Genomic DNA, 19,319 nt, shown 5'->3' on the forward strand with positions numbered 1-19,319 from the left:
GCATGAAAGCGGCGCGCTGAAGCATTTCTGCCTTCATTTTTTCGTAACCAGACGATTCCGCTTCACGAATTAATGAAGTAGGCTCCTGTGCAAACACGCGACCATGGAGCGCAACGCATGAGCGATTTGAGACTTTCCCGGGAACGTCTGGATGAGGGACGCGATTACGACCCCTACCGCCTTTCGAGCCCGCGCATTGTCATTCTCACCATGGCGATCTTCCTTATTATTGTAGCCTTTCTGGCTGCAATCCTAATGCGGCAGATTCACACGTTCTTCGTCACCAATCCCGGGCTCAACGGGCTTATTCTCGGCGTTCTGCTGGTCGGCATCCTGCTCGCTTTCGGACAGGTGCTCCGGCTTCTGCCGGAAATTCGCTGGGTCAATTCATTCCGCGACGGCGACCGCGAGGGCACCGCGCGCCCGCCCGTGCTGCTGGCGCCGATGCGCGCACTCATCGGGCGTCGCCAGTCGATGGCGCTTTCCACCGCCTCCATGCGCTCGATTCTCGATTCCATCGCGACCCGCCTTGACGAAAGCCGCGATATATCGCGCTATCTGATCGGGCTTCTGGTCTTTCTTGGCCTTCTCGGCACCTTCTGGGGCCTTCTGGAAACCGTCGGCTCCATTGGTCGGACTATCCAGACCCTCGATCCCAATTCGGGCAGTACCGGTGACGTTCTCGATGCATTGAAGGCAGGCCTGCAAGCACCGCTTTCCGGCATGGGCACGGCTTTCTCGTCGTCGCTCTTCGGCCTCTCGGGTTCGCTGATCCTTGGCTTCCTCGACCTGCAAGCGGGCCGCGCACAGAACCGCTTCTATACGGAACTGGAAAACTGGCTTTCCTCCGTCACCGATCTCGGCTCGGACGCGGACCAGCACGGCGGCACGGAAGAAATCCGTAATCTGGCCGACCGGCTGCAGAACATGCATGGCGGCGATGCATCCACGCAGCGCACAACGGCAGCACTTGCCAATCTTGCCGAAGGCATACAGGGCCTCGTCAAGAACATGCGCAGCGAACAGCAGATCATGCGCGACTGGGTGGAAAAGCAGGCCGACGAGCAGAAGGCGATCCGCCAGACGCTCGACCGCCTCACCCGGGCCATCGGAGAGCGTCCGCATGACCGCAAGTCCGACCGCACGGACAAGGCGGAGTAATTCCCATGGCTCTTGCCCGCAACCGCCGCACCCAAAGGCATGTCGATTACTGGCCGGGTTTCGTCGATGCCCTGACGACGCTGCTCTTGGCAATCATGTTCCTGCTGACCGTTTTCGTGCTGGCGCAGTTCCTGCTCAGCCGTGAGGTCAACAACAAGGACAGCGTGCTTGCCCGCCTCAACAGCCAGATTCAGGAACTGACTCAGCTCCTGTCGCTGGAGCGCAGCAATTCGCAGGACATGCAGGACACCATCGCCAATCTGCAAGCCTCGCTGTCCACGGCGGAAACCGAGCGTTCGCGCCTGCAAAGCCTGCTGAACGAAGGAAGTGGCGCAGGTGCCGCCGCTGAAAAGCGCGCCGGGGAACTGTCGGCAAGCCTCGATGCCGAAAAGCAGGTCAGCGCCCGCGCGCTCAGTCAGGTAGAGCTGCTGAACCAGCAGATTTCGGCTCTGCGCCGCCAGATCGCGGCACTTGAAGATGCGCTCAACGCTTCTGAAAGCCGCGACCGCGAATCGAATGCCAAGATCGCCGATCTGGGGCGCCGCCTGAACGTTGCGCTGGCCCAGCGGGTGCAGGAACTGAACCGCTACCGGTCGGACTTCTTCGGGCGTCTGCGTGAGATCCTGTCCGACAAGGAAAATATCCGCATTGTCGGCGACCGTTTCGTCTTCCAGTCGGAAGTGCTGTTCCCGACAGGCTCGTCTGATATCAATCCCGCCGGTCAGGACGAAATGAAAAAGCTCGCCGATGCGGTAAACCAGCTCAATCAGGAAATCCCGGACGACATCAACTGGGTGCTGCGTGTCGACGGCCATACCGATAATGTGCCGCTGGCAGGCACCGGGCGCTTCCGCGACAATTGGGAGCTTTCATCGGCCCGCGCCACCGCTGTAGTCAAATTCCTGATCGCCAATGGAGTCCCGGCCAACCGGCTCGTTGCCGCAGGCTTCGGGGAATATCAGCCGCTCGATGCCTCGGACACCGCCGATGCCCGCGCCAAGAACCGCCGCATCGAGCTGAAACTGACGGAGAGATAAAGGCATAAACGGGGAGAAGGGGTCCCCGTCTATTTGGCGACGAAGACCTCTTGTCACTTTATGTATCTAATGGATTTTTCGAATTTGACGTTTGAAACAGCATCTCATTCAGTCGGGATTCAAACGTCAAATTCAATCCACTAGCCCCGCATTGAATTGCAGTTTGGCGAGGCGGGCATAGATACCGCCCTTCTCGACGAGGGTTTGATGCGTCCCCTCTTCGACGATGCGGCCATGGTCGAGGACGAGGATGCGGTCGGCCTTGAGCACGGTCGCAAGCCGATGAGCGACGACAAGTGTCGTGCGGTCAGCCATCAGGCCGTCCAGAGCCTTTTGCACCAGCATTTCGCTTTCAGCATCGAGCGCCGATGTCGCCTCGTCAAGCAACAGGATGGGCGCGGCACGCAGGATTGCCCGGGCGATGGCGATGCGCTGGCGCTGGCCGCCCGAAAGCGTCACCCCGCGTTCGCCCACTTCCGTGTCATAGCTCTTGTCGAGCGACATGATGAAATCATGCGCGAGGGCGGCTTTTGCCGCTGCCATAATTTCCTCATCGGTTGCGCCCGGCCTGCCGAACGCGATGTTTTCGCGCACGCTAGTGGCGAAAATCGCCACATCCTGCGGCACGGTCGAGATGCGCGCGCGAACGGCCTGCGGGTCGGCATCAGGCAAGGCAACACCGTCGATGAGTATCCTGCCCGACTGGGGATCATAATAGCGCATGACCAGCGCGAAGATCGTGCTCTTGCCCGCGCCCGAGGGCCCGACAATCGCAACCGTCTCGCCGGGCTTCACCGTAAAGCTGACGCCGTTGAGCGACGGCGCATCCGGTCGCGTCGGATAGGAGAAGTGCACGGAATCGAACACGATCTCGCCTCGCGGCGGCGCCGGCATGGCAACGGGCTTCGCAGGCGGGGCAATACCCGGCTGCTCATCGAGAATTTCGACAAGCCGCTCCGTCGCGCCTGCGGCCTGCGCCAGCTCGCCACCCACTTCCGACAAGGCCCCGAAGGAACTGCCTGCAAAAACGGCATAGAGCACGAACTGGCCGAGCGTACCGGCAGACATCGTACCGGCCAGCACGTCACGCGAACCGAACCACAGCACGGCCACGATGCTGGAGAAGATGAGGAAAATGGCAAAAGCAGTCAGAACCGCGCGCGCCTGAATGGAAGAGCGTGCTGCCTGGAAAGACTTTTCCACGGCGCTGCCAAATCGACCCACCACCATTTCCTCGTTGGTGAAGGCCTGCAATGTGCGCATCGCGCCGATCTGTTCGCTGGCATAGGCGTTGGCTTTCGCCAGCATGTCCTGTGTCATGCGCGAGCGGCGGCGCACGGAGCGCCCGAAGGCGATAAGCGGAATGACGATGACCGGAATGGCCGCGATGACCAGCGCCGAAAGTTTCGGGCTCGTGACAACCATCATCGCCAGCGCCCCGACACCCAGAATCATGTTGCGCAGCGCAACAGAGGCCGTCGCGCCGACCACAGACTTGATCTGCACCGTGTCGGATGACAGGCGCGAGACAATTTCTCCCGACTGCGAGCGGTCGAAAAATTCCGGCGAAAGCGCCGTCACATGCGAGAAGACCGCATTGCGCAGATCGGCCACCACCCGCTCACCGAGCGAGATCACGAAGAAGTAGCGCAGGCCCGATGCAAGCGCGAGAATGAGCGCCAGCGCCACGAGCATGCCGAAGTAATTATTGACGAAGATCGCATTCGAACCGGTGAAGCCGTGATCGATCATGCGGCGCAACGCGACCGGCACGGCAAGGGTCGTCACGGCGGCAAGCACCAGCGAGAAGAGCGCACCTGCAACCAGTCCCTTATAGGGCGCGAGGAACGGCGCCACTCTCTTGAGTGGCTTCAGCGAACGGCGTTGGCGGCTTTCTTTTGCGGTCAATTCATGATTCATATCAATTTCAGTATCCCGGTCGGCCATTCTTGTGTTTGCGCCCTTGTTATTGCCGTGCGCCTGATGTATAGGCTCGCCAACCCTTTTGGAAGCCGTTGCCTGCAGGTAATGGGTCTTCATATCTGCCATTGGGCGAAAGTGCCGCAGTTTCGATAGTCAAGGCTGCGCTTTTCACCCCAGACTTTCAGGATTGAGAAGATGAAAGCCAATATCCATCCCGACTACCACACCATCAAGGTCGTGATGACCGATGGCACCGAATACACGACCCGCTCGACCTGGGGCAAGGAAGGCGATACGATGAACCTCGATATCGACCCGACCACCCATCCGGCCTGGACGGGCGGTTCGCAGACCCTGCTCGATCGCGGCGGTCGCGTTACGAAGTTCAAGAACCGTTTCGGCAATCTCGGCATCTGATCCGATATTGCATCTGGTTGAAAAGCCCCGCCTCGGCGGGGTTTTTTATTGCCCTGGTTTTTCGTTTCGCAAGGCACAAAAAATCCCGGACAAGGCCGGGATTTTTCAAAAACAATCTTGAGAACCGGATCAGGCGCTCAGCTTTTCCATCACTTCGTCGCTGACTTCGAAGTTCGTGTAGACGTTCTGCACGTCGTCATCGTCTTCAAGCACGTTGAGAAGCTTGAGAACAGAACGCGCCTTTTCCTCGTCCAGTTCGGTATTGGTCTGCGGCTTCCAGATCGTCTTGATCGATTCGGCCTCACCGAGAGCAGCTTCCAGAGCCTTCGACACTTCGCCGATGTCTTCAAACGCGCAGATGATGACGTGTTCTTCTTCGCCGGACTGCACATCGTCAGCGCCAGCTTCGATGGCTGCTTCCATCACCTTGTCGGCGTCGCCAACAGACGACTTGTAGATGATTTCCCCAACGCGATCGAACATGAAGGAAACCGAACCGGTTTCGCCCAGCGCACCGCCCGACTTCGTGAAGGCTGCACGGACATTGGATGCCGTGCGGTTACGGTTGTCCGTCAGCGCTTCCACGATGACCGATACGCCGCCGGGACCACGGCCTTCGTAGCGCACTTCATCATAGTTCTCGCCGTCATTGCCGGCAGCCTTCTTGATGGCGCGCTCGATATTGTCCTTTGGCATGGACTGCGCCTTGGCGTTCTGGATCGCCAGACGCAGACGCGGGTTCATCGCAGGATCAGGCAGACCCTGCTTGGCAGCGACGGTGATTTCGCGCCCGAGCTTGGAAAACATTTTCGACCGCACCGCATCCTGACGGCCCTTGCGGTGCATGATATTCTTAAACTGTGAATGGCCGGCCATGGCACCCCTGTTCTGTTTAAAATGCTGCGCACGGAAGCGTCACGCATGAAACAGAGATCAAGCAGAGAAGGGCCGCGGTCGGGCCACAGTGCTTTCCGTGCAGAATGGCGGCGTTATAAGGAATTCAGGCCCATTCGTCCAGCAAAAGCGCTACAAACATCGATTCCCTGTCAATAAAGGCAATATCGCTCGACCCGGCGGGCAAAGCCGATTATCTATAAATTCATGATTCAGCCTCCCCACAACACCCCCGGCGAAACCATCGCAGCCCGCATCAGCCGCATCCTTGCCGACCGCATCATTGCGGGCGAGATCGAACCGGGCACCAAACTGCGACAGGATCACATCGCGGAAGAATTCGAAACCAGCCATGTGCCGGTCCGCGAAGCGTTCCGACGATTGGAGGCTCAGGGCCTTGCAGTATCGGAACCGCGACGCGGCGTCCGGGTTGCGTCGTTCGATATTGGTGAGATCAGGGAAGTTGCGGAAATGCGGGCGGCTCTGGAAGTTCTGGCGCTCCGCCACGCGGCACCGCACATCACGCAGGCAACGCTCGACGCCGCCGAACAGGCAACGCTGGAAGGCGACAAGTCGCGCGACGTCAGAAGCTGGGAAGACGCCAACCGCCGCTTTCATCGGCTCATACTCGACCCCTGCAAAATGCCGCGCCTGCTCGCCGCAATCGATGACCTTCACGCCGCCAGCGCGCGGTTCCTTTTCGCCACATGGCGCTCGGAATGGGAAGCCCGCACCGACCATGACCACCGGGCGATATTGCAAGCGCTGCGCCAGAACGATGTCGACAGCGCCGCCACGATACTCGCCAGGCACGTGCAATGGATCGGACACCGCCCGGTCAAGACTGCATCGGGCAAGACGCGCGATTCGTTCGCGATCGTCGGCTGACGCGATCGCACGCGCTTCCTTCCGACTTTAACCTATCTCTATACCCACGCGGATTTCAGGCGGCGGAGCGGGCTTTTTGCGCGCAACTTTCACAGCAAGGGATCGTGCCGTTCGTTCGGCTCTTGCGTTTATCGTCAGGAGCTTTAAAAAGATATAGATCGAATCTCAATTTTATCTATAATTCGAGGTAACCATGTCGACCATCACTCAAACGCGCCCATCCTTCAGCCCGCTTAATCTTGAAGCCCGCTCCCCGGCAATGCGCCTTGCGGCTGTAGCATTTGGCACGCTGGTTCTCGCCGTCTCGTCACAGATCGAAGTTCCGATGATTCCGGTTCCGATCACGCTGCAGACCCTGATCGTTCCGCTGATCGGCGCGCTCTATGGCTGGCGTCTTGGCATAGCCACGGTTCTGGCCTGGCTTGGAGAAGCAATGATGGGCCTTCCGGTTCTCGCAGGCGGCGCCGGTGGTCTTGCGCATTTCGCAGGCCCGACCGCAGGCTATCTCGTTTCCTTCCCGCTCATTGCTGCACTGACCGGTTATCTGGCCGAACGTGGCTGGAACGGCAACCGTGTCGGCCTCGCATTCGTCTCGTTCCTTGCTGCCAACATGATCTGCCTCGCTCTCGGTGCAGTCTGGCTGTCCACCCTCATCGGCGCTGAAAAGGCCGTCGCCTTCGGCGTGACGCCGTTCCTGCTCGGCGCTCTCATCAAGTCGGCTCTCGGCGCAGCGATCCTCAAGGCTGCAGCGCCGAACCGTTGACCATACGTCTGCGTGGCCATCATCTTCTTTGCATGCTGACTTATGTCGGCAAGGGCTACAGCCCGGCTTTCGTGGAAAATTACGATGCGATTGCCGGGCGGTTGAGCCGGGGAGAGGATATTCTTCTGGTCGATGGTCCCGATGACATCTGCGCGCCCCTGCTCTGCGGGGGCGACTGTCATTGTTATGAAGCAAGCGTCAGGAGACGCGACGCACTGGCGCTCAAGACCGTGGGCGAACTTCTGGGAACGGTACTTACCACGCCTTCCCCGTTCACGCTCGATGCGGAGCGGCTGGCAGCAATGCGCTCGAGCTTCGCCGACGGCACGCTGCGCGCGGCCTGCGAGCATTGCGAATGGTCTGATCTGTGCACCCGGATTGCGGGGCCGGAAAATTTCGAGGGCGTGAAAGTCACCGCACCTGTTTCTGCAACCGAAAGCGGTCGCTGAAACGGTTAACTCCAGAACGCCGGTATCGTCTCTTCCAGATGCGCGCCGATGCGCAGGGGAGCGGCCTTTTCTGCAAGCCCTGTGCGGTCCGAAATCTCGATGCCGACGCCGCAGATGGTGGCAGGGCCGTTCGCCGCCTCGAACCGTCCTTTCGGCACTTTGGACAGGAAGCGGTTGAGCGGCTCTTCCTTATCCATGCCGAGCGACGAGTCGTAATCGCCGCACATGCCTGCATCCGACATATAGGCCGTGCCATTGCGCAATATCTGGCAATCGGCTGTCGGCACATGCGTATGTGTGCCGACAACCGCGCTTGCGCGGCCATCGACAAAGTGGCCGAAACACTGTTTTTCGCTGGTCGCTTCGGCGTGGAAGTCGAAGAAGACGGCATCGGCCTGTTCACCAAGCGGACAGGCTTCCAGAATTTTCTCTGCAGCGATGAAAGGATCGTCGAGATCCGGATGCATGAATACCCGGCCCATGATGTTCGAAACCAGAACACGAGCGCCGTTCTTGGCGATATAAAGCCCCTCACCCTTGCCCGCCGTCCCTTTCGGGAAATTGGCCGGGCGCAGGAAGCGATCTTCGCGCCTGGAGAAATCCAGCGCCTCGCGCTGATCCCACACATGGTTGCCGGTCGTCACCACGTCGGCACCGGCACGAATGGTGTCGTGAAAAATCTCTTCGGTAATGCCGAAACCGCCAGCGGCGTTCTCGCCGTTGACGATAACGAAATCCAGCTTCAGATCGGAAATCAGCCCCGGCAGCTTTTCATAAACCGCGGTACGGCCCGACCGGCCCACCATATCACCAAGAAAAAGCAATCTCATGAGATTGCCTTATAAACCTGCGCCAAGCGAACGCAAGCCGGTCAGGGCATTTTGGAGTCAGGCGGCATCGCCTGACATCGCATAAATGCAGGAGCAAAAACTAGAGCGCCGACCCGGTTCCAAGCGAACGCAGGCCGCTTTCAGTCAGTATCTGGTTGAGCGCGATATCGTGCGGCTCATCGGGCACATGTTCGACTTCCTGACAGTCGAAGGCCATGCCGATCAGCAGCGGCTGCAAACCGCGCTCGGTAAAGCGTGCCAGCGCGCGGTCGTAATGCCCCGCACCGTAGCCGAGCCTGTGGCCACGCCGGTCGAAGCCGGCAAGCGGCATCAGCATGATCGCCGGATCGACAACCGGCGCGTCTTCCCCCGGTCCCATCGTGCCGAAACCAGTCTGCACCAGCTCGGTGTCCGGCAGATATTCACGAAAGGCAATCGTTTCCTTGTCCAGAACGACGGGCAGGCAGAGCCGTGCGCCTTTGGCGCGGAAGGCGGACAAAAGGGGACGCGGATCGATTTCGGACCGGATCGGCCAGTAGCCTGCAATCAGGGTGCCTTTGGGAACGTCGATCGCGGCCTCACCCTTTTTGGCAGCCGCCAGAGAAGCCTCGTAATGAAAGCGCGGATCAAGCGCATCGCGGATTGCAAGAATCCTGCGTCTCAGCTCCTGCTTTTCCAGACCGGGGCTACGCTCCGTTGCCGTCATGCCAAGCCACTCCCTGCTGCCGTGTTTCGCCATGCAGTGGAACCGCAATATGACAATCCGTCAAGTGACTCCGCCCGCCCCTTGGGCGATCTTCTCGGAACGGTCGCGGATGACCTTCAAAACGACGCGATGGAAGTCATTCAGGAACAATTTTCCCCACAGGTCGCAATAGAAATCGATCGGCGTTGCGATCTGGTAATGGGTCGTCAGCGTAAGGCGCGTATGGCCGTTCGTCAGTGGTTCGAGACTGTAGTCGCCCTGGGCAAGCTTAAGATAGGTGCTGTCGACCTTGATATGCGCCTCAACCTCGGGCGGTATGGACCCCGGGCCGAAGCGGAAATCCCACGCCAGAAGCCGGTTTTCTTCCCATTGCGTGACAATTTCCTGAAAATTGACGCCATGTGTCCACCGGAGCTGGCGCACCGCCCCGATGCCCTCTCCTTCAAGCCGCGCATCCACCGGCTGCGGCACACCCAATATGCCATGACTGAATGTCCACGACAGTTCGTGGGGGCGCACATCGCGGATTTCGACCGTCTGCCGCCAGACAACTTCCGGCGGGGCTGCGATTTCGACTACCGTCGTGACGAAACTGTCGTGCGGAGCATAGGTCATCTGAAGCTCGGCAGGCAGCACCAGCAGCGGCAGCGCAATGACCAGAGTGGTCGAGTGCCGCGAGCGGAACTGCCGGATGATCCATAGTGTCACCGCCGAACCGAGCGCCGAAAACACCATGAAAAATGGAGCGGCCATGGCCACGCAAATGCCAGCCTCATGGAAAAGCACCATGCTGGTCACGACAAGCCCGCCAATGATGGCCCAGCCCATGCGCACATGACGCCAAAGCCCCTTTTGCGCGCGCGGGTCCGACAGGCAGGAGGCGAGGCTCGCAACAGCCATCGGCAACAGGGCGAGCCCGGCAATGACCGGCATCGCGTCCATGTAATGGCGCGACCAGATCATGACATAAAGCAGAAGCCCGTAAACGAATGCGACGGGTATCGCGATGGCCAGTCTTTCCGATGAATCGGGCGATGCTGTTTCGGGAGATTTCATCAAGATGCGCAAATGGTTGGAGTTTTGCGCCTGTTTACGAACAAATTGTCCGCAAGATCAAGCCTATAGCGAACATGCTACAAGCCGGGAAAAGAAAGCGGCGACCACGACGACCGATGGTAGTGATTGATCCCGGGAACCTACAAAGTAGGTGGGCGCCATATGCGAAAGCCCGCAAGCCTTCACAGGGACAGCTCCCTTAGAGATCAATAAGGCCCCGGGGATGCTGTTACACCTGTCGGGAAGCGCAGTTCGCCAGCGACCAATATAGTATCTGCCGGACAGGAACGCCAGTGGCTTGCGCCAGCCCAACAGGAAATCTTTTCAGAAAAATCTGAACTGCCATGTGGGCAGGACCACGGGTCCTGACCCTAGAGCGGTTCCTGTTCTAACAAAATCGCCTGAACCGCTCTAACTATTTGTTCTATCGCATTATCCAACGCATCGAAGCGGGTTAAGAAATCAGTCCAGTGAACTAATCTCCGCGTAGACGTTTCACACTTTAGCTGCTTCGCGGCGCGATGCGGGATGCCACCTGCTCGATGCGTGATGCCACATCCGTCAGCAGGCCGGTCAGGGCGGCATCGTTGCTGTCGGCGCGTCCGAGCGCTTCATCGCGGGCACGGCGCAGCGTGTCGACTTCGCTCTCCAGACCGTTGATGCGCTTCTGCATCTCGGCCATCTCGTCCATCACCATGATCCCGGCCATGACGGTCAGGCGCAGATCGCCAATCTCCCCGAAGGACGACTTCAGATGGGTCACATACTGGTCGAAACGGTCGGCGAGCCCGGAAAGGTGTTCTTCCTGCCCCTCGTCGCAGGCCATCCGGTAAGCCTTGCCATCAATGGTAACGGTTACGGTCGCTATGGTAGCCTCCTATCGGTCCAGAACGGCGCGGATTGTCTCCATCGCAGTCACGAGGCGGCGTGAAACCTCGCGGTTGGCGGCTTCAAGCCGCTCCGCGCGCGCTTCGGACTGGTCGAGTTCCTGGGCGAGACGGCTGCGATCCGCATTCATGCGCTGCACCTCTTCCTCGGCTTCGGCGAAATCGCCTTCCTTGTCCAGCCGCAGATCGACCGCTTGTTCAAGCGCGTTGAGTGCCTTTTCGAGCCGTTCCAAGACTTGCCTGAGGGTCGTATCGGGTGCCATCCATGTCCTTTCCAATGCCAATCGCAAGCCCAATTCAGGGACATCGAATCGCGCCTGCGGGACGGGCATCTTTGAAAAGATTGTAATAATCGACTGCCCGATAAGCAACAAATGAGGGGCATATACGAGCGTTCATACACCGTTATCGGTGCAAAAACGGCTTTTCAGTGGTTGCATATAAGCTGTCAGCGCTACTCAATCGATTAGTCGCGGACAGTTTATTACCCAAAACTCATCGGTTTATTGACTCCTTATGTGCAGGTGCTATGTGTCCCGGTGCCTTCTGGAGCGTGATCCTAAAACGCATGAAACCGTTTTCGATACGGATCGTACTCAGGCAAAAGGCATCGCCGCAACCCCGTTAACCCCTCCCAAGGAAAGACGGCTGAGACCATGACCAATTCCGACAAACAAAACCAGATGGCCAACGCAATCCGCTTCCTCTCCATGGACGCGGTCGAGAAAGCCAATTCGGGCCATCCCGGCCTGCCGATGGGCGCAGCCGATATAGCGACGACGCTTTACACCCGTTTCCTCTCGCACGACCCGCAGAACCCGCACTGGCCGGATCGCGACCGTTTCGTGCTTTCCGCAGGCCACGGCTCGATGCTGCTTTATTCGCTGCTCTATCTTTCGGGCTACGAAGACATCACCATCGACGAGATCAAGAATTTCCGCCAGCTTGGCTCGCGCACCGCTGGCCATCCGGAATATGGCCACGCCGCCGGTATCGAAACGACGACCGGCCCGCTCGGCCAGGGCATCGCCAATGCCGTCGGCATGGCGCTCTCCGAACGCATCCTCAATGCGCAGTTCGGTGACAGCCTCGTCAACCATTACACCTATGTGATCGCCGGTGACGGCTGCCTCATGGAAGGCATCAGCCAGGAAGCGATCGCGCTTGCCGGTCATCTGAAGCTGAACAAGCTGATCGTGTTCTGGGACGACAACAACATTTCGATCGACGGCCCTGTCACGCTGTCCGACAATACCGACCAGCCTGCCCGTTTCGCCGCTTCCGGCTGGAACACCATGGCTGTCGACGGTCATGACCAGGACGCAATCGCCAAGGCCATTGAACTGGCCAAGGTTTCCGACAAGCCGACGCTCATCGCCTGCAAGACCACCATCGGTTTCGGCGCGCCGAACAAGGCTGGCACCAACAAGGTGCATGGCTCGCCGCTCGGTGCTGAAGAAATTGCCGCCACCCGCAAGGCTCTGGGCTGGAGTGCAGAACCTTTCGTCGTTCCGGCAGAAGTGCTGGACGCATGGCGTGTGGCTGGCCTCAATGCGGCCAAGAAGCGTCAGGAATGGGAAAAGCGCCTTGCTGCGGCCGACGCTGAAACCCGCGCCGAATTCGAGCGCCGGATGCGTGGCGACCTGCCCGCAAACTTCGATGCGACCATCATCGAATACAAGAAGAAGCTTTCCGCCGACAAGCCGAAAGTGGCGACCCGCAAGTCTTCGGAAATGGCTCTTGAAGTCATCAATGGCGTTGTGCCGGAAACCGTGGGCGGCTCTGCCGACCTCACCGGTTCCAACAACACCAAGACGAGCCAGACCAAGGCTGTAACGCCGGAAGATTACGGCCAGCGTTATGTCCATTACGGCATCCGTGAACACGGCATGGCTGCCGCCATGAACGGCATGACGCTGCACGGCGGCCTCATCCCTTACGGCGGCACCTTCCTGACCTTCTCGGACTATTGCCGCCCGGCCATGCGTCTTTCCTCGCTGATGGGCATCCGCACCATCTATGTCATGACCCATGATTCCATCGGTCTTGGCGAGGATGGCCCGACCCACCAGCCGGTCGAGCATCTGGCTGCGCTGCGCGCCATTCCGAACCACAATGTGTTCCGTCCTGCCGACGCGGTGGAAACCGCCGAATGCTGGCAGATCGCCCTGCAATCGAAGAAGACACCTTCGACGCTGGCGCTCACCCGCCAGAACCTGCCGACGGTCCGCACCGAGCATCGCGACGAGAACCTGTCGGCTTACGGCGCCTATGAGCTTGCTGCCGCAAGCAAGGACGCCAGGGTGACGATCTTCGCAACCGGCTCGGAAGTGGAAATCGCGCTCAAGGCCCGCGACCTTCTGGAAGGCAAGGGCATCGCGACCCGCGTCGTTTCGGTTCCCTGCTTCGAGCTTTTCGAGCAGCAGAGCGACGCCTACAAGACGGCAACCATCGGCGACGCGCCGGTGAAGGTAGCCATTGAAGCGGCAATCTCGCTCGGTTGGGAACGCTTCATCGGCGAAAACGGCATCTTCATCGGCATGAAGGGCTTCGGCGCTTCGGGTGAGATCAACGATCTCTACAAGCATTTCGGCATCACGGCAGAACATGCCGCCGAAGCCGCGGAGAAGAAGCTCAACGCCGCATGATTTAAGGAAACGCCGGCGTCACACAAACGTCGGCGTTTCAATGTTTGAACCTACCAGTTCTAATGAGACGCATCGCAAGATGCAGAACCCAATCGGGAGAATAAGAGAAAATGGCAGTTCGCGTCGCAATCAATGGCTTTGGCCGCATCGGTCGTAACATCCTCCGCGCCATCGTCGAATCTGGCCGCACCGATATCCAGGTCGTCGCCATCAACGATCTCGGTCCGGTGGAAACCAACGCGCATCTTCTGCGTTATGACAGCGTTCATGGCCGTTTCCCCAAGGAAGTGAAGGTCGCCGGCGATACCATCGATGTCGGTTATGGCCCGATCAAGGTTCATGCCGTCCGCAACCCGGCTGAACTGCCGTGGAAGGAAGAAGGCGTCGATATCGCTCTGGAATGCACCGGCATCTTCACCTCGCGTGACAAGGCCGCCATGCATCTAGAAGCAGGCGCCAAGCGCGTCATCGTTTCGGCTCCTGCCGATGGTGCCGACCTGACCGTCGTCTACGGCGTCAACCACGACAAGCTGACCAAGGACCATCTGGTCATTTCCAACGCTTCGTGCACCACCAACTGCCTTGCGCCGGTGGCTCAGGTCCTCAACGATGCCATCGGCATCGAAAAGGGCTTCATGACCACGATCCATTCCTATACGGGCGACCAGCCGACGCTGGACACCATGCATAAGGATCTCTACCGCGCCCGCGCAGCCGCTCTTTCCATGATCCCGACCTCGACGGGCGCTGCCAAGGCTGTCGGCCTCGTCCTGCCGGAACTGAAGGGCAAGCTCGATGGCGTTGCCATCCGCGTTCCGACCCCGAACGTCTCGGTCGTGGACCTCACCTTCATCGCCAAGCGCGAAACGACTGTCGACGAAGTCAACAACGCAATCCGTGCAGCCGCCAATGGCCGCCTGAAGGGCATCCTCGGCTACACCGACGAACCGCTCGTCTCGCACGACTTCAACCATGACTCCCATTCCTCGGTCTTCCACACGGACCAGACCAAGGTCATGGAAGGCACCATGGTGCGTATCCTGTCGTGGTACGACAATGAGTGGGGCTTCTCCAGCCGCATGGGCGATACTGCTGTCGCCTTCGGCAGGCTGATCTAAGCGCCGATCATGTTTCGCGCCCTTCTCCCCACCGCTGCGCGCTGGCGTCCGCTGGAAGGAGAAGGGCTCGAACATCTCAATCTCAGCCCTACCGGCCGCACGATCCGTGCCGAAAGCGTGGTGATTGGCGATCGCGGCGGCGCCCCCTACGGCGTACGCTACAGCATCGACTGCAACAGCGCCTGGCATGTCCTTCATTTCCTGATCGAAACCATGTCCGGCCACCGGCTGGAGCTGGCTTCCGATGGCGCCGGTCACTGGAACACGATGGCGGGCGATGCACTGCCTGAATTTGACGGCTGCATCGATATCGATCTGGCGGGAACCCCCTTCACCAACACGCTGCCCATCCGCCGCCTTGGCCTGACGCCGGAAAGCGGCACCGTACAGCTCGACATGCTTTACGTGCCCTTCGACAGCTTCCGCCCGCTGCGCGACCAGCAGCGCTACACCTGTATCGAGGCAGGACGGCGCTATCGCTACGAGGCAGCCGACCGCACCTTCACCGCTGAATTGCCCGTCGACGAGGACGGGCTTGTCACCGACTATCCAACCCTTTTCCGGCGCCTGCCTGTTTGAGCACACTGCTCCATCGGCACCCGAAAGACAGTTCTGGGAGAAAGATCATGAGTTTCCGCACTCTCGACGATGCCGACGTCAAGTCCAAGCGCGTACTGGTCCGCGTTGATCTCAACGTGCCGATGGCGAATGGCGAAGTCACCGACCTGACCCGTATCGAGCGCATCGTTCCGACCATTGCCGAACTTTCCAGGAAAGGCGCAAAGGTTATTCTGCTCGCCCATTTCGGTCGTCCCAAGGGCGTTGCTTCGGATGAAAACTCTTTGAAGCATGTCGTGAAGCCGCTCGCCAAGGTGCTTGGACACGGGGTTCATTTTGCCGAAGACTGCATCGGGGACAAGGCAAAGGCCGCGGTCGATGCGTTGAAGGACGGCGATGTCCTGCTTCTGGAAAATACCCGTTTCCACAAGGGCGAGGAAAAGAACGATCCGGAATTCGTCGCAGCTCTGGCAGCCAATGGCGATCTTTATGTGAATGACGCGTTTTCGGCTGCCCACCGCGCGCATGCCTCGACGGAAGGGCTTGCCCATGTCCTGCCCGCCTGTGCGGGCCGCGGCATGCAGGCTGAGCTTGAAGCGTTGGAAAAGGGCCTTGGCAATCCGGCTCGCCCGGTTGTGGCCATCGTCGGCGGCGCAAAGGTCTCGACCAAGCTCGACCTCCTGTCCAACCTGATCGAGAAGGTCGATGCGCTCGTCATCGGTGGCGGCATGGCAAACACCTTCCTCGCCGCCAAGGGCTATGATGTCGGCAAGTCGCTCTGCGAGCATGAACTTGCTTCCACCGCCCGCGAAATCATGGCCAAGGCCGAAACCACAAAGTGCGCGATCATCCTGCCGGTCGATGCCGTCGTGGGCTGGCACTTTGCAGCCGACACGCCGAACCAGACCTATGGCGTCGATGCCGTGCCAAGCGATGGCATGATTCTCGATGCAGGAGCACTTTCGATCGATCTGATCGCCTCGGCTATCGATGACGCCGCCACGCTCGTCTGGAACGGCCCGCTCGGTGCCTTCGAGCTGCGCCCCTTCGACGCCGCCACGGTCAAGACTGCCAAGCACGTCGCAGCCCGCACCAAGGCAGGCAAGCTGGTTTCGGTTGGCGGCGGCGGCGATACGGTCGCTGCCCTCAATCATGCGGGCGTTGCCGACGACTTCACCTATATCTCGACCGCAGGCGGCGCCTTCCTTGAATGGATGGAAGGCAAGCCCCTCCCAGGGGTCGATGTCTTGAAGAAGTAACGCCCCACATCAGGTTTCAGTAAGCCCGGTTCCGCCGGGCTTACTTTTTTGGTGTCAGCTTCAGCAACCGGCCCGGATTATCGTCTTCGATCAGCCAGATGGCGCCATCCGGCCCCACCGCCACATCGCGGATACGGTTTTCCATTTCAAAGCGCTCCGCTTCGTCCGCCTTGCCGTCCTTGTCGATCACGACACGCACCAGCGACATGACCGAAAGCCCGCCGATGAGCGCCGAACCGCGCCATTCGGGGAACATGTCACCCTCGTAGAAGGCAAGCCCGGCCGGAGCGATAACAGGCGTCCAGTACACCAATGGCGGCTCGAATTCCGGGCGTGTGCTATGGCGCGGGATCGGTCGGCCACTGTAATTGTCGCCGTTCGAGACAAGCGGCCAGCCGTAATTGAGACCGGGCTTGATGAGGTTGAACTCGTCGCCGCCGCGCGGCCCCATCTCATGTTCCCAGAGCTTTCCATCGGGACCGAAGGCCAGCCCGTAAGGGTTACGATGGCCGGTCGACCAGGTCAGTGCCCGCACACCCTCCGCATCGGCATGCGGATTATCCTTCGGAACGGACCCGTCGAGATTCATGCGGAGGATTTTTCCCATCGGCGCTGCATCGTCCTGCGCGGTTGCAGGCAACATGCGATCACCGACGGAGAAGAACAGATGCTTGCCGTCCGGCGCAAATGCGATAATGCCGCCCGGCTGTCCGCCACGCGCCGCCGCATCCTGCTTCCAGATGGTGGTCCTGTTCTTCAGCGCCGCCTTGCCGCCACCTTCATCCAGAACAGCGCGTGCCAGCACCACGCTGCTGCCGCTCTGAGCCGGTTCGTTATAGGAAAAATAGACCGCCTTGCTCTTCTCGAAGTCGGGCGCGGGCGCGATATCAAGCAGACCGTTCTGACCGCCGAATGCGACTTCCGGCACGCCCTCGACGGCAATTTTGTCACCCGTTTGCGTGACAATGAAAATCTTGCCACCCTTCTCCGTCAGAAGCAGCCTGCCATCGGGCAGAAAGGCGATCGCCCATGGCGTGTCGAATTCGGCCACCGGCGTTACCGCAAACGGAGCATTTGCTGCGGCCTGCCTGCCGCCGGCGTTGATACTCTCAGCCGAAGCGTTCGCCACCGGCAGGGCGACCATCGATGCAGCCAGAACAAACGGCAGGCTAAAAAGGACACGTCGCATACTTCCTCCTCAAATCTCATCGACGGAAACAGGCGGGGTTTCCTCACTGGTTTCTTACATGGGGTTCGCAACCCGGATATAAAACCAGTTTCGGCAAAAACATGCGATGCCCGTATGAAAGACCTAAACCGTTTGAAAAATATTTCAAACGTTTCAATGACTTGCGCTCGCCATAGTTTTAACCAACACTCCCTCATCGCCTTGATAGAAGGAGCGTTGCATATGACCGAACGTCTTGAAGATATTGCGATTGCACTGGTAGCGGCAGGAAAAGGCATTCTCGCCGCCGATGAAAGTTCAGGCACCATCAAGAAGCGTTTTGACGCGATCGATCTCGGATCCACCGAAGACACGCGCCGCGACTATCGCGAAATGCTCTTCCGCGCGGACGAAGCGATGAAGAACTATATTTCGGGTGTCATTCTGTATGATGAAACCATAAGGCAGAAGGCCAAGGACGGCACGCCGCTTGTCGAAATCATCCGCAGCGCTGGCGCGGTCCCGGGCATCAAGGTCGATGCGGGTGCAAAACCCCTCGCGGGTTTTGAAGGCGAAACTATCACCGAGGGGCTGGATGGCCTGCGCGAGCGGCTCAATGAATATCATGCGCTTGGCGCACGTTTCGCCAAATGGCGCGCGGTGATCTCGATCTCCGACGGCCTGCCCACATGGGGGGCGGTGAAGCAGAATGCGCAGGCTCTCGCCCGCTACGCCGCCCTCTGTCAGGAAGCAAACATCGTACCGATTGTCGAACCCGAAGTGCTGATGGACGGCAAGCCGGGCAATCACACCATCGACCGTTGTTATGACGTGACGGAATGGGTTCTCAAGACGGTATTTACGGAACTTTACGATGCCCACGTCCGGCTCGAAGGCATGATCCTGAAGCCGAACATGGTCATCGACGGCAAGAATGCCCGCAAGGCCTCCGTGGAAGAAGTGGCGGAGAAAACCGTCCGCTGTTTCCGCAACACCGTTCCGGCAGCAGTGCCCGGCATCGCCTTCCTTTCCGGCGGCCAGACGGGCGAAGAAGCGACAGCCCATCTGTCCGCCATGAATGCAGGCTTCGACATGCCATGGAAAATGACCTTTTCCTATGGCCGGGCCTTGCAGGCGGCGGCACTGGAAGCCTGGGGCGGCAGGGATGAGAATATCGCAGCCGGTCAGCGTGCTTTCGCGCATCGCGCAAAGATGAACGGCCTTGCTGCCACCGGCGGCTGGAAAAAGGAACTGGAAAAGGCGGCCTGAGCCGCCTTTCATCCCTCGTGCAGATGAAAGCCGACCGCCAGCGCCATCACCATAATGGCGATGGCGGCGATTTTCCAGAAATCGCCGCGCCGCTTCAGGCCCGGCAAGCCGAGGGGTTTGATGATGTGCAGGCCCATCAGAAGAACGAGCAGCACGGGCAGGATTTTTGTCACGGATCACCTCTCTGCCTCCTTGTGACGCAGACAGGTGATCGCCGCAAGACGCGCGCAGCAGACACAACCGTTTTACCGGCATGCTTCGCCTTCATCTTAAGTTTCATGGACGAAT

20 protein-coding genes and 1 other RNA gene are annotated in these 19,319 nt (G+C 59.5%); 11 read left to right on the top strand and 10 right to left on the bottom strand.

Annotation, left to right across the window (positions count from 1 at the left end):
• Positions 1–117: 117 nt before the first annotated feature.
• A complete protein-coding gene (locus OINT_RS10240) occupies positions 118–1,161 on the top strand; it encodes a MotA/TolQ/ExbB proton channel family protein (protein WP_006473228.1) in 1,044 nt (347 codons plus the stop codon).
• A 5-nt stretch (positions 1,162–1,166) separates the two neighbouring features.
• A complete protein-coding gene (locus OINT_RS10245) occupies positions 1,167–2,198 on the top strand; it encodes a peptidoglycan -binding protein (protein WP_006467731.1) in 1,032 nt (343 codons plus the stop codon).
• Positions 2,199–2,330: 132 nt separating this feature from the next.
• On the opposite strand, the gene OINT_RS10250 is transcribed toward OINT_RS10245, so the two are convergent.
• Positions 2,331–4,247: an ABC transporter transmembrane domain-containing protein gene (locus OINT_RS10250; RefSeq protein WP_006467733.1), complete on the bottom strand. Its 1,917-nt coding sequence runs from the start codon at positions 4,245–4,247 to the stop codon at positions 2,331–2,333.
• A 69-nt stretch (positions 4,248–4,316) separates the two neighbouring features.
• Here OINT_RS10250 and rpmE point away from each other — a divergent pair, with 69 nt between their 5' ends.
• Complete coding sequence (rpmE, locus tag OINT_RS10255; protein WP_006467736.1) at positions 4,317–4,538, top strand: 50S ribosomal protein L31; 222 nt, start codon at positions 4,317–4,319, stop codon at positions 4,536–4,538.
• Between the two features lie 129 nt (positions 4,539–4,667).
• Here rpmE and OINT_RS10260 read toward each other — a convergent pair whose 3' ends face one another.
• On the bottom strand, positions 4,668–5,414 hold the full coding sequence (locus OINT_RS10260) for a YebC/PmpR family DNA-binding transcriptional regulator (RefSeq protein WP_006467737.1): 747 nt from the start codon (positions 5,412–5,414) through the stop codon (positions 4,668–4,670).
• A 225-nt stretch (positions 5,415–5,639) separates the two neighbouring features.
• Here OINT_RS10260 and OINT_RS10265 point away from each other — a divergent pair, with 225 nt between their 5' ends.
• From OINT_RS10265 to OINT_RS10275, 3 genes are all read left to right on the top strand, one after another.
• Positions 5,640–6,320: a GntR family transcriptional regulator gene (locus OINT_RS10265; RefSeq protein WP_006467738.1), complete on the top strand. Its 681-nt coding sequence runs from the start codon at positions 5,640–5,642 to the stop codon at positions 6,318–6,320.
• Between the two features lie 193 nt (positions 6,321–6,513).
• Complete coding sequence (locus tag OINT_RS10270) at positions 6,514–7,083, top strand: biotin transporter BioY (protein WP_006467739.1); 570 nt, start codon at positions 6,514–6,516, stop codon at positions 7,081–7,083.
• The gene (locus OINT_RS10275; protein WP_006467740.1) at positions 7,080–7,532 is read left to right on the top strand and encodes a DUF1284 domain-containing protein; all 453 of its coding nucleotides are present in this window, start codon (positions 7,080–7,082) and stop codon (positions 7,530–7,532) included. The genes OINT_RS10270 and OINT_RS10275 overlap by 4 nt, the downstream gene beginning before the upstream one ends.
• A 5-nt stretch (positions 7,533–7,537) precedes the next feature.
• Here the strand turns inward: OINT_RS10275 and OINT_RS10280 are convergent, their stop codons facing one another.
• The 6 genes from OINT_RS10280 to OINT_RS10300 all read right to left on the bottom strand — a co-directional run bounded on the left by OINT_RS10280 (position 7,538) and on the right by OINT_RS10300 (position 11,274).
• The gene (locus tag OINT_RS10280; protein WP_006467741.1) at positions 7,538–8,362 is read right to left on the bottom strand and encodes a TIGR00282 family metallophosphoesterase; all 825 of its coding nucleotides are present in this window, start codon (positions 8,360–8,362) and stop codon (positions 7,538–7,540) included.
• Between the two features lie 100 nt (positions 8,363–8,462).
• The gene (locus OINT_RS10285) at positions 8,463–9,068 is read right to left on the bottom strand and encodes a 5-formyltetrahydrofolate cyclo-ligase (RefSeq protein ID WP_006473229.1); all 606 of its coding nucleotides are present in this window, start codon (positions 9,066–9,068) and stop codon (positions 8,463–8,465) included.
• 60 nt (positions 9,069–9,128) lie between these two features.
• A complete protein-coding gene (locus OINT_RS10290) occupies positions 9,129–10,124 on the bottom strand; it encodes an SRPBCC family protein (protein WP_006467743.1) in 996 nt (331 codons plus the stop codon).
• Between the two features lie 98 nt (positions 10,125–10,222).
• A non-coding RNA gene (ssrS, locus tag OINT_RS22955) (6S RNA) lies at positions 10,223–10,381 on the bottom strand.
• 245 nt (positions 10,382–10,626) lie between these two features.
• On the bottom strand, positions 10,627–10,992 hold the full coding sequence (locus tag OINT_RS10295) for a cell division protein ZapA (RefSeq protein ID WP_025090848.1): 366 nt from the start codon (positions 10,990–10,992) through the stop codon (positions 10,627–10,629).
• A gap of 9 nt (positions 10,993–11,001) precedes the next feature.
• The gene (locus tag OINT_RS10300) at positions 11,002–11,274 is read right to left on the bottom strand and encodes a DUF4164 domain-containing protein (protein WP_006473231.1); all 273 of its coding nucleotides are present in this window, start codon (positions 11,272–11,274) and stop codon (positions 11,002–11,004) included.
• 393 nt (positions 11,275–11,667) lie between these two features.
• Here OINT_RS10300 and tkt point away from each other — a divergent pair, with 393 nt between their 5' ends.
• From tkt to OINT_RS10320, 4 genes are all read left to right on the top strand, one after another.
• The gene (gene tkt / locus OINT_RS10305) at positions 11,668–13,659 is read left to right on the top strand and encodes a transketolase (RefSeq protein WP_006467746.1); all 1,992 of its coding nucleotides are present in this window, start codon (positions 11,668–11,670) and stop codon (positions 13,657–13,659) included.
• 110 nt (positions 13,660–13,769) lie between these two features.
• Positions 13,770–14,777 carry a type I glyceraldehyde-3-phosphate dehydrogenase gene (gap, locus tag OINT_RS10310; protein WP_006467747.1) on the top strand — a complete coding sequence of 336 codons (1,008 nt, stop codon included), beginning with the start codon at positions 13,770–13,772 and terminating at the stop codon, positions 14,775–14,777.
• A gap of 9 nt (positions 14,778–14,786) precedes the next feature.
• Positions 14,787–15,356 carry a putative glycolipid-binding domain-containing protein gene (locus tag OINT_RS10315; protein ID WP_006467748.1) on the top strand — a complete coding sequence of 190 codons (570 nt, stop codon included), beginning with the start codon at positions 14,787–14,789 and terminating at the stop codon, positions 15,354–15,356.
• A 47-nt stretch (positions 15,357–15,403) separates the two neighbouring features.
• Entirely contained in the window at positions 15,404–16,594 is a 1,191-nt protein-coding gene (locus OINT_RS10320; RefSeq protein WP_006473232.1) for a phosphoglycerate kinase, read from the top strand.
• 40 nt (positions 16,595–16,634) lie between these two features.
• Here OINT_RS10320 and OINT_RS10325 read toward each other — a convergent pair whose 3' ends face one another.
• Positions 16,635–17,783: a PQQ-dependent sugar dehydrogenase gene (locus OINT_RS10325; RefSeq protein WP_006467750.1), complete on the bottom strand. Its 1,149-nt coding sequence runs from the start codon at positions 17,781–17,783 to the stop codon at positions 16,635–16,637.
• 222 nt (positions 17,784–18,005) lie between these two features.
• Here OINT_RS10325 and OINT_RS10330 point away from each other — a divergent pair, with 222 nt between their 5' ends.
• Positions 18,006–19,031 (top strand): class I fructose-bisphosphate aldolase, encoded by a 1,026-nt coding sequence (locus OINT_RS10330; RefSeq protein ID WP_006473233.1) that lies wholly within the window; start codon positions 18,006–18,008, stop codon positions 19,029–19,031.
• An 8-nt stretch (positions 19,032–19,039) separates the two neighbouring features.
• Here the strand turns inward: OINT_RS10330 and OINT_RS23830 are convergent, their stop codons facing one another.
• Positions 19,040–19,204 carry a hypothetical protein gene (locus tag OINT_RS23830; protein ID WP_006467752.1) on the bottom strand — a complete coding sequence of 55 codons (165 nt, stop codon included), beginning with the start codon at positions 19,202–19,204 and terminating at the stop codon, positions 19,040–19,042.
• Positions 19,205–19,319 lie beyond the last annotated feature (115 nt).

Source organism: Brucella intermedia LMG 3301 (assembly GCF_000182645.1).
Classification (GTDB): domain Bacteria; phylum Pseudomonadota; class Alphaproteobacteria; order Rhizobiales; family Rhizobiaceae; genus Brucella; species Brucella intermedia.

What these genes read in the sequence shown, in the direction of transcription:
- gap (WP_006467747.1), top strand. Translation starts at nt 13,770, where the DNA reads ATGGCAGTTCGCGTCGCAATCAATGGCTTTGGCCGCATCGGTCGTAAC.
- OINT_RS10285 (WP_006473229.1), bottom strand. Translation starts at nt 9,068, where the DNA reads ATGACGGCAACGGAGCGTAGCCCCGGTCTGGAAAAGCAGGAGCTGAGA.
- OINT_RS10260 (WP_006467737.1), bottom strand. Translation starts at nt 5,414, where the DNA reads ATGGCCGGCCATTCACAGTTTAAGAATATCATGCACCGCAAGGGCCGT.
- tkt (WP_006467746.1), top strand. Translation starts at nt 11,668, where the DNA reads ATGACCAATTCCGACAAACAAAACCAGATGGCCAACGCAATCCGCTTC.
- OINT_RS10325 (WP_006467750.1), bottom strand. Translation starts at nt 17,783, where the DNA reads ATGCGACGTGTCCTTTTTAGCCTGCCGTTTGTTCTGGCTGCATCGATG.
- OINT_RS10280 (WP_006467741.1), bottom strand. Translation starts at nt 8,362, where the DNA reads ATGAGATTGCTTTTTCTTGGTGATATGGTGGGCCGGTCGGGCCGTACC.
- OINT_RS10240 (WP_006473228.1), top strand. Translation starts at nt 118, where the DNA reads ATGAGCGATTTGAGACTTTCCCGGGAACGTCTGGATGAGGGACGCGAT.
- OINT_RS10290 (WP_006467743.1), bottom strand. Translation starts at nt 10,124, where the DNA reads ATGAAATCTCCCGAAACAGCATCGCCCGATTCATCGGAAAGACTGGCC.
- OINT_RS10250 (WP_006467733.1), bottom strand. Translation starts at nt 4,247, where the DNA reads ATGGCAGATATGAAGACCCATTACCTGCAGGCAACGGCTTCCAAAAGG.
- OINT_RS10320 (WP_006473232.1), top strand. Translation starts at nt 15,404, where the DNA reads ATGAGTTTCCGCACTCTCGACGATGCCGACGTCAAGTCCAAGCGCGTA.
- OINT_RS10300 (WP_006473231.1), bottom strand. Translation starts at nt 11,274, where the DNA reads ATGGCACCCGATACGACCCTCAGGCAAGTCTTGGAACGGCTCGAAAAG.
- OINT_RS10330 (WP_006473233.1), top strand. Translation starts at nt 18,006, where the DNA reads ATGACCGAACGTCTTGAAGATATTGCGATTGCACTGGTAGCGGCAGGA.
- OINT_RS10315 (WP_006467748.1), top strand. Translation starts at nt 14,787, where the DNA reads ATGTTTCGCGCCCTTCTCCCCACCGCTGCGCGCTGGCGTCCGCTGGAA.
- OINT_RS10265 (WP_006467738.1), top strand. Translation starts at nt 5,640, where the DNA reads ATGATTCAGCCTCCCCACAACACCCCCGGCGAAACCATCGCAGCCCGC.
- OINT_RS10245 (WP_006467731.1), top strand. Translation starts at nt 1,167, where the DNA reads ATGGCTCTTGCCCGCAACCGCCGCACCCAAAGGCATGTCGATTACTGG.
- OINT_RS10270 (WP_006467739.1), top strand. Translation starts at nt 6,514, where the DNA reads ATGTCGACCATCACTCAAACGCGCCCATCCTTCAGCCCGCTTAATCTT.
- rpmE (WP_006467736.1), top strand. Translation starts at nt 4,317, where the DNA reads ATGAAAGCCAATATCCATCCCGACTACCACACCATCAAGGTCGTGATG.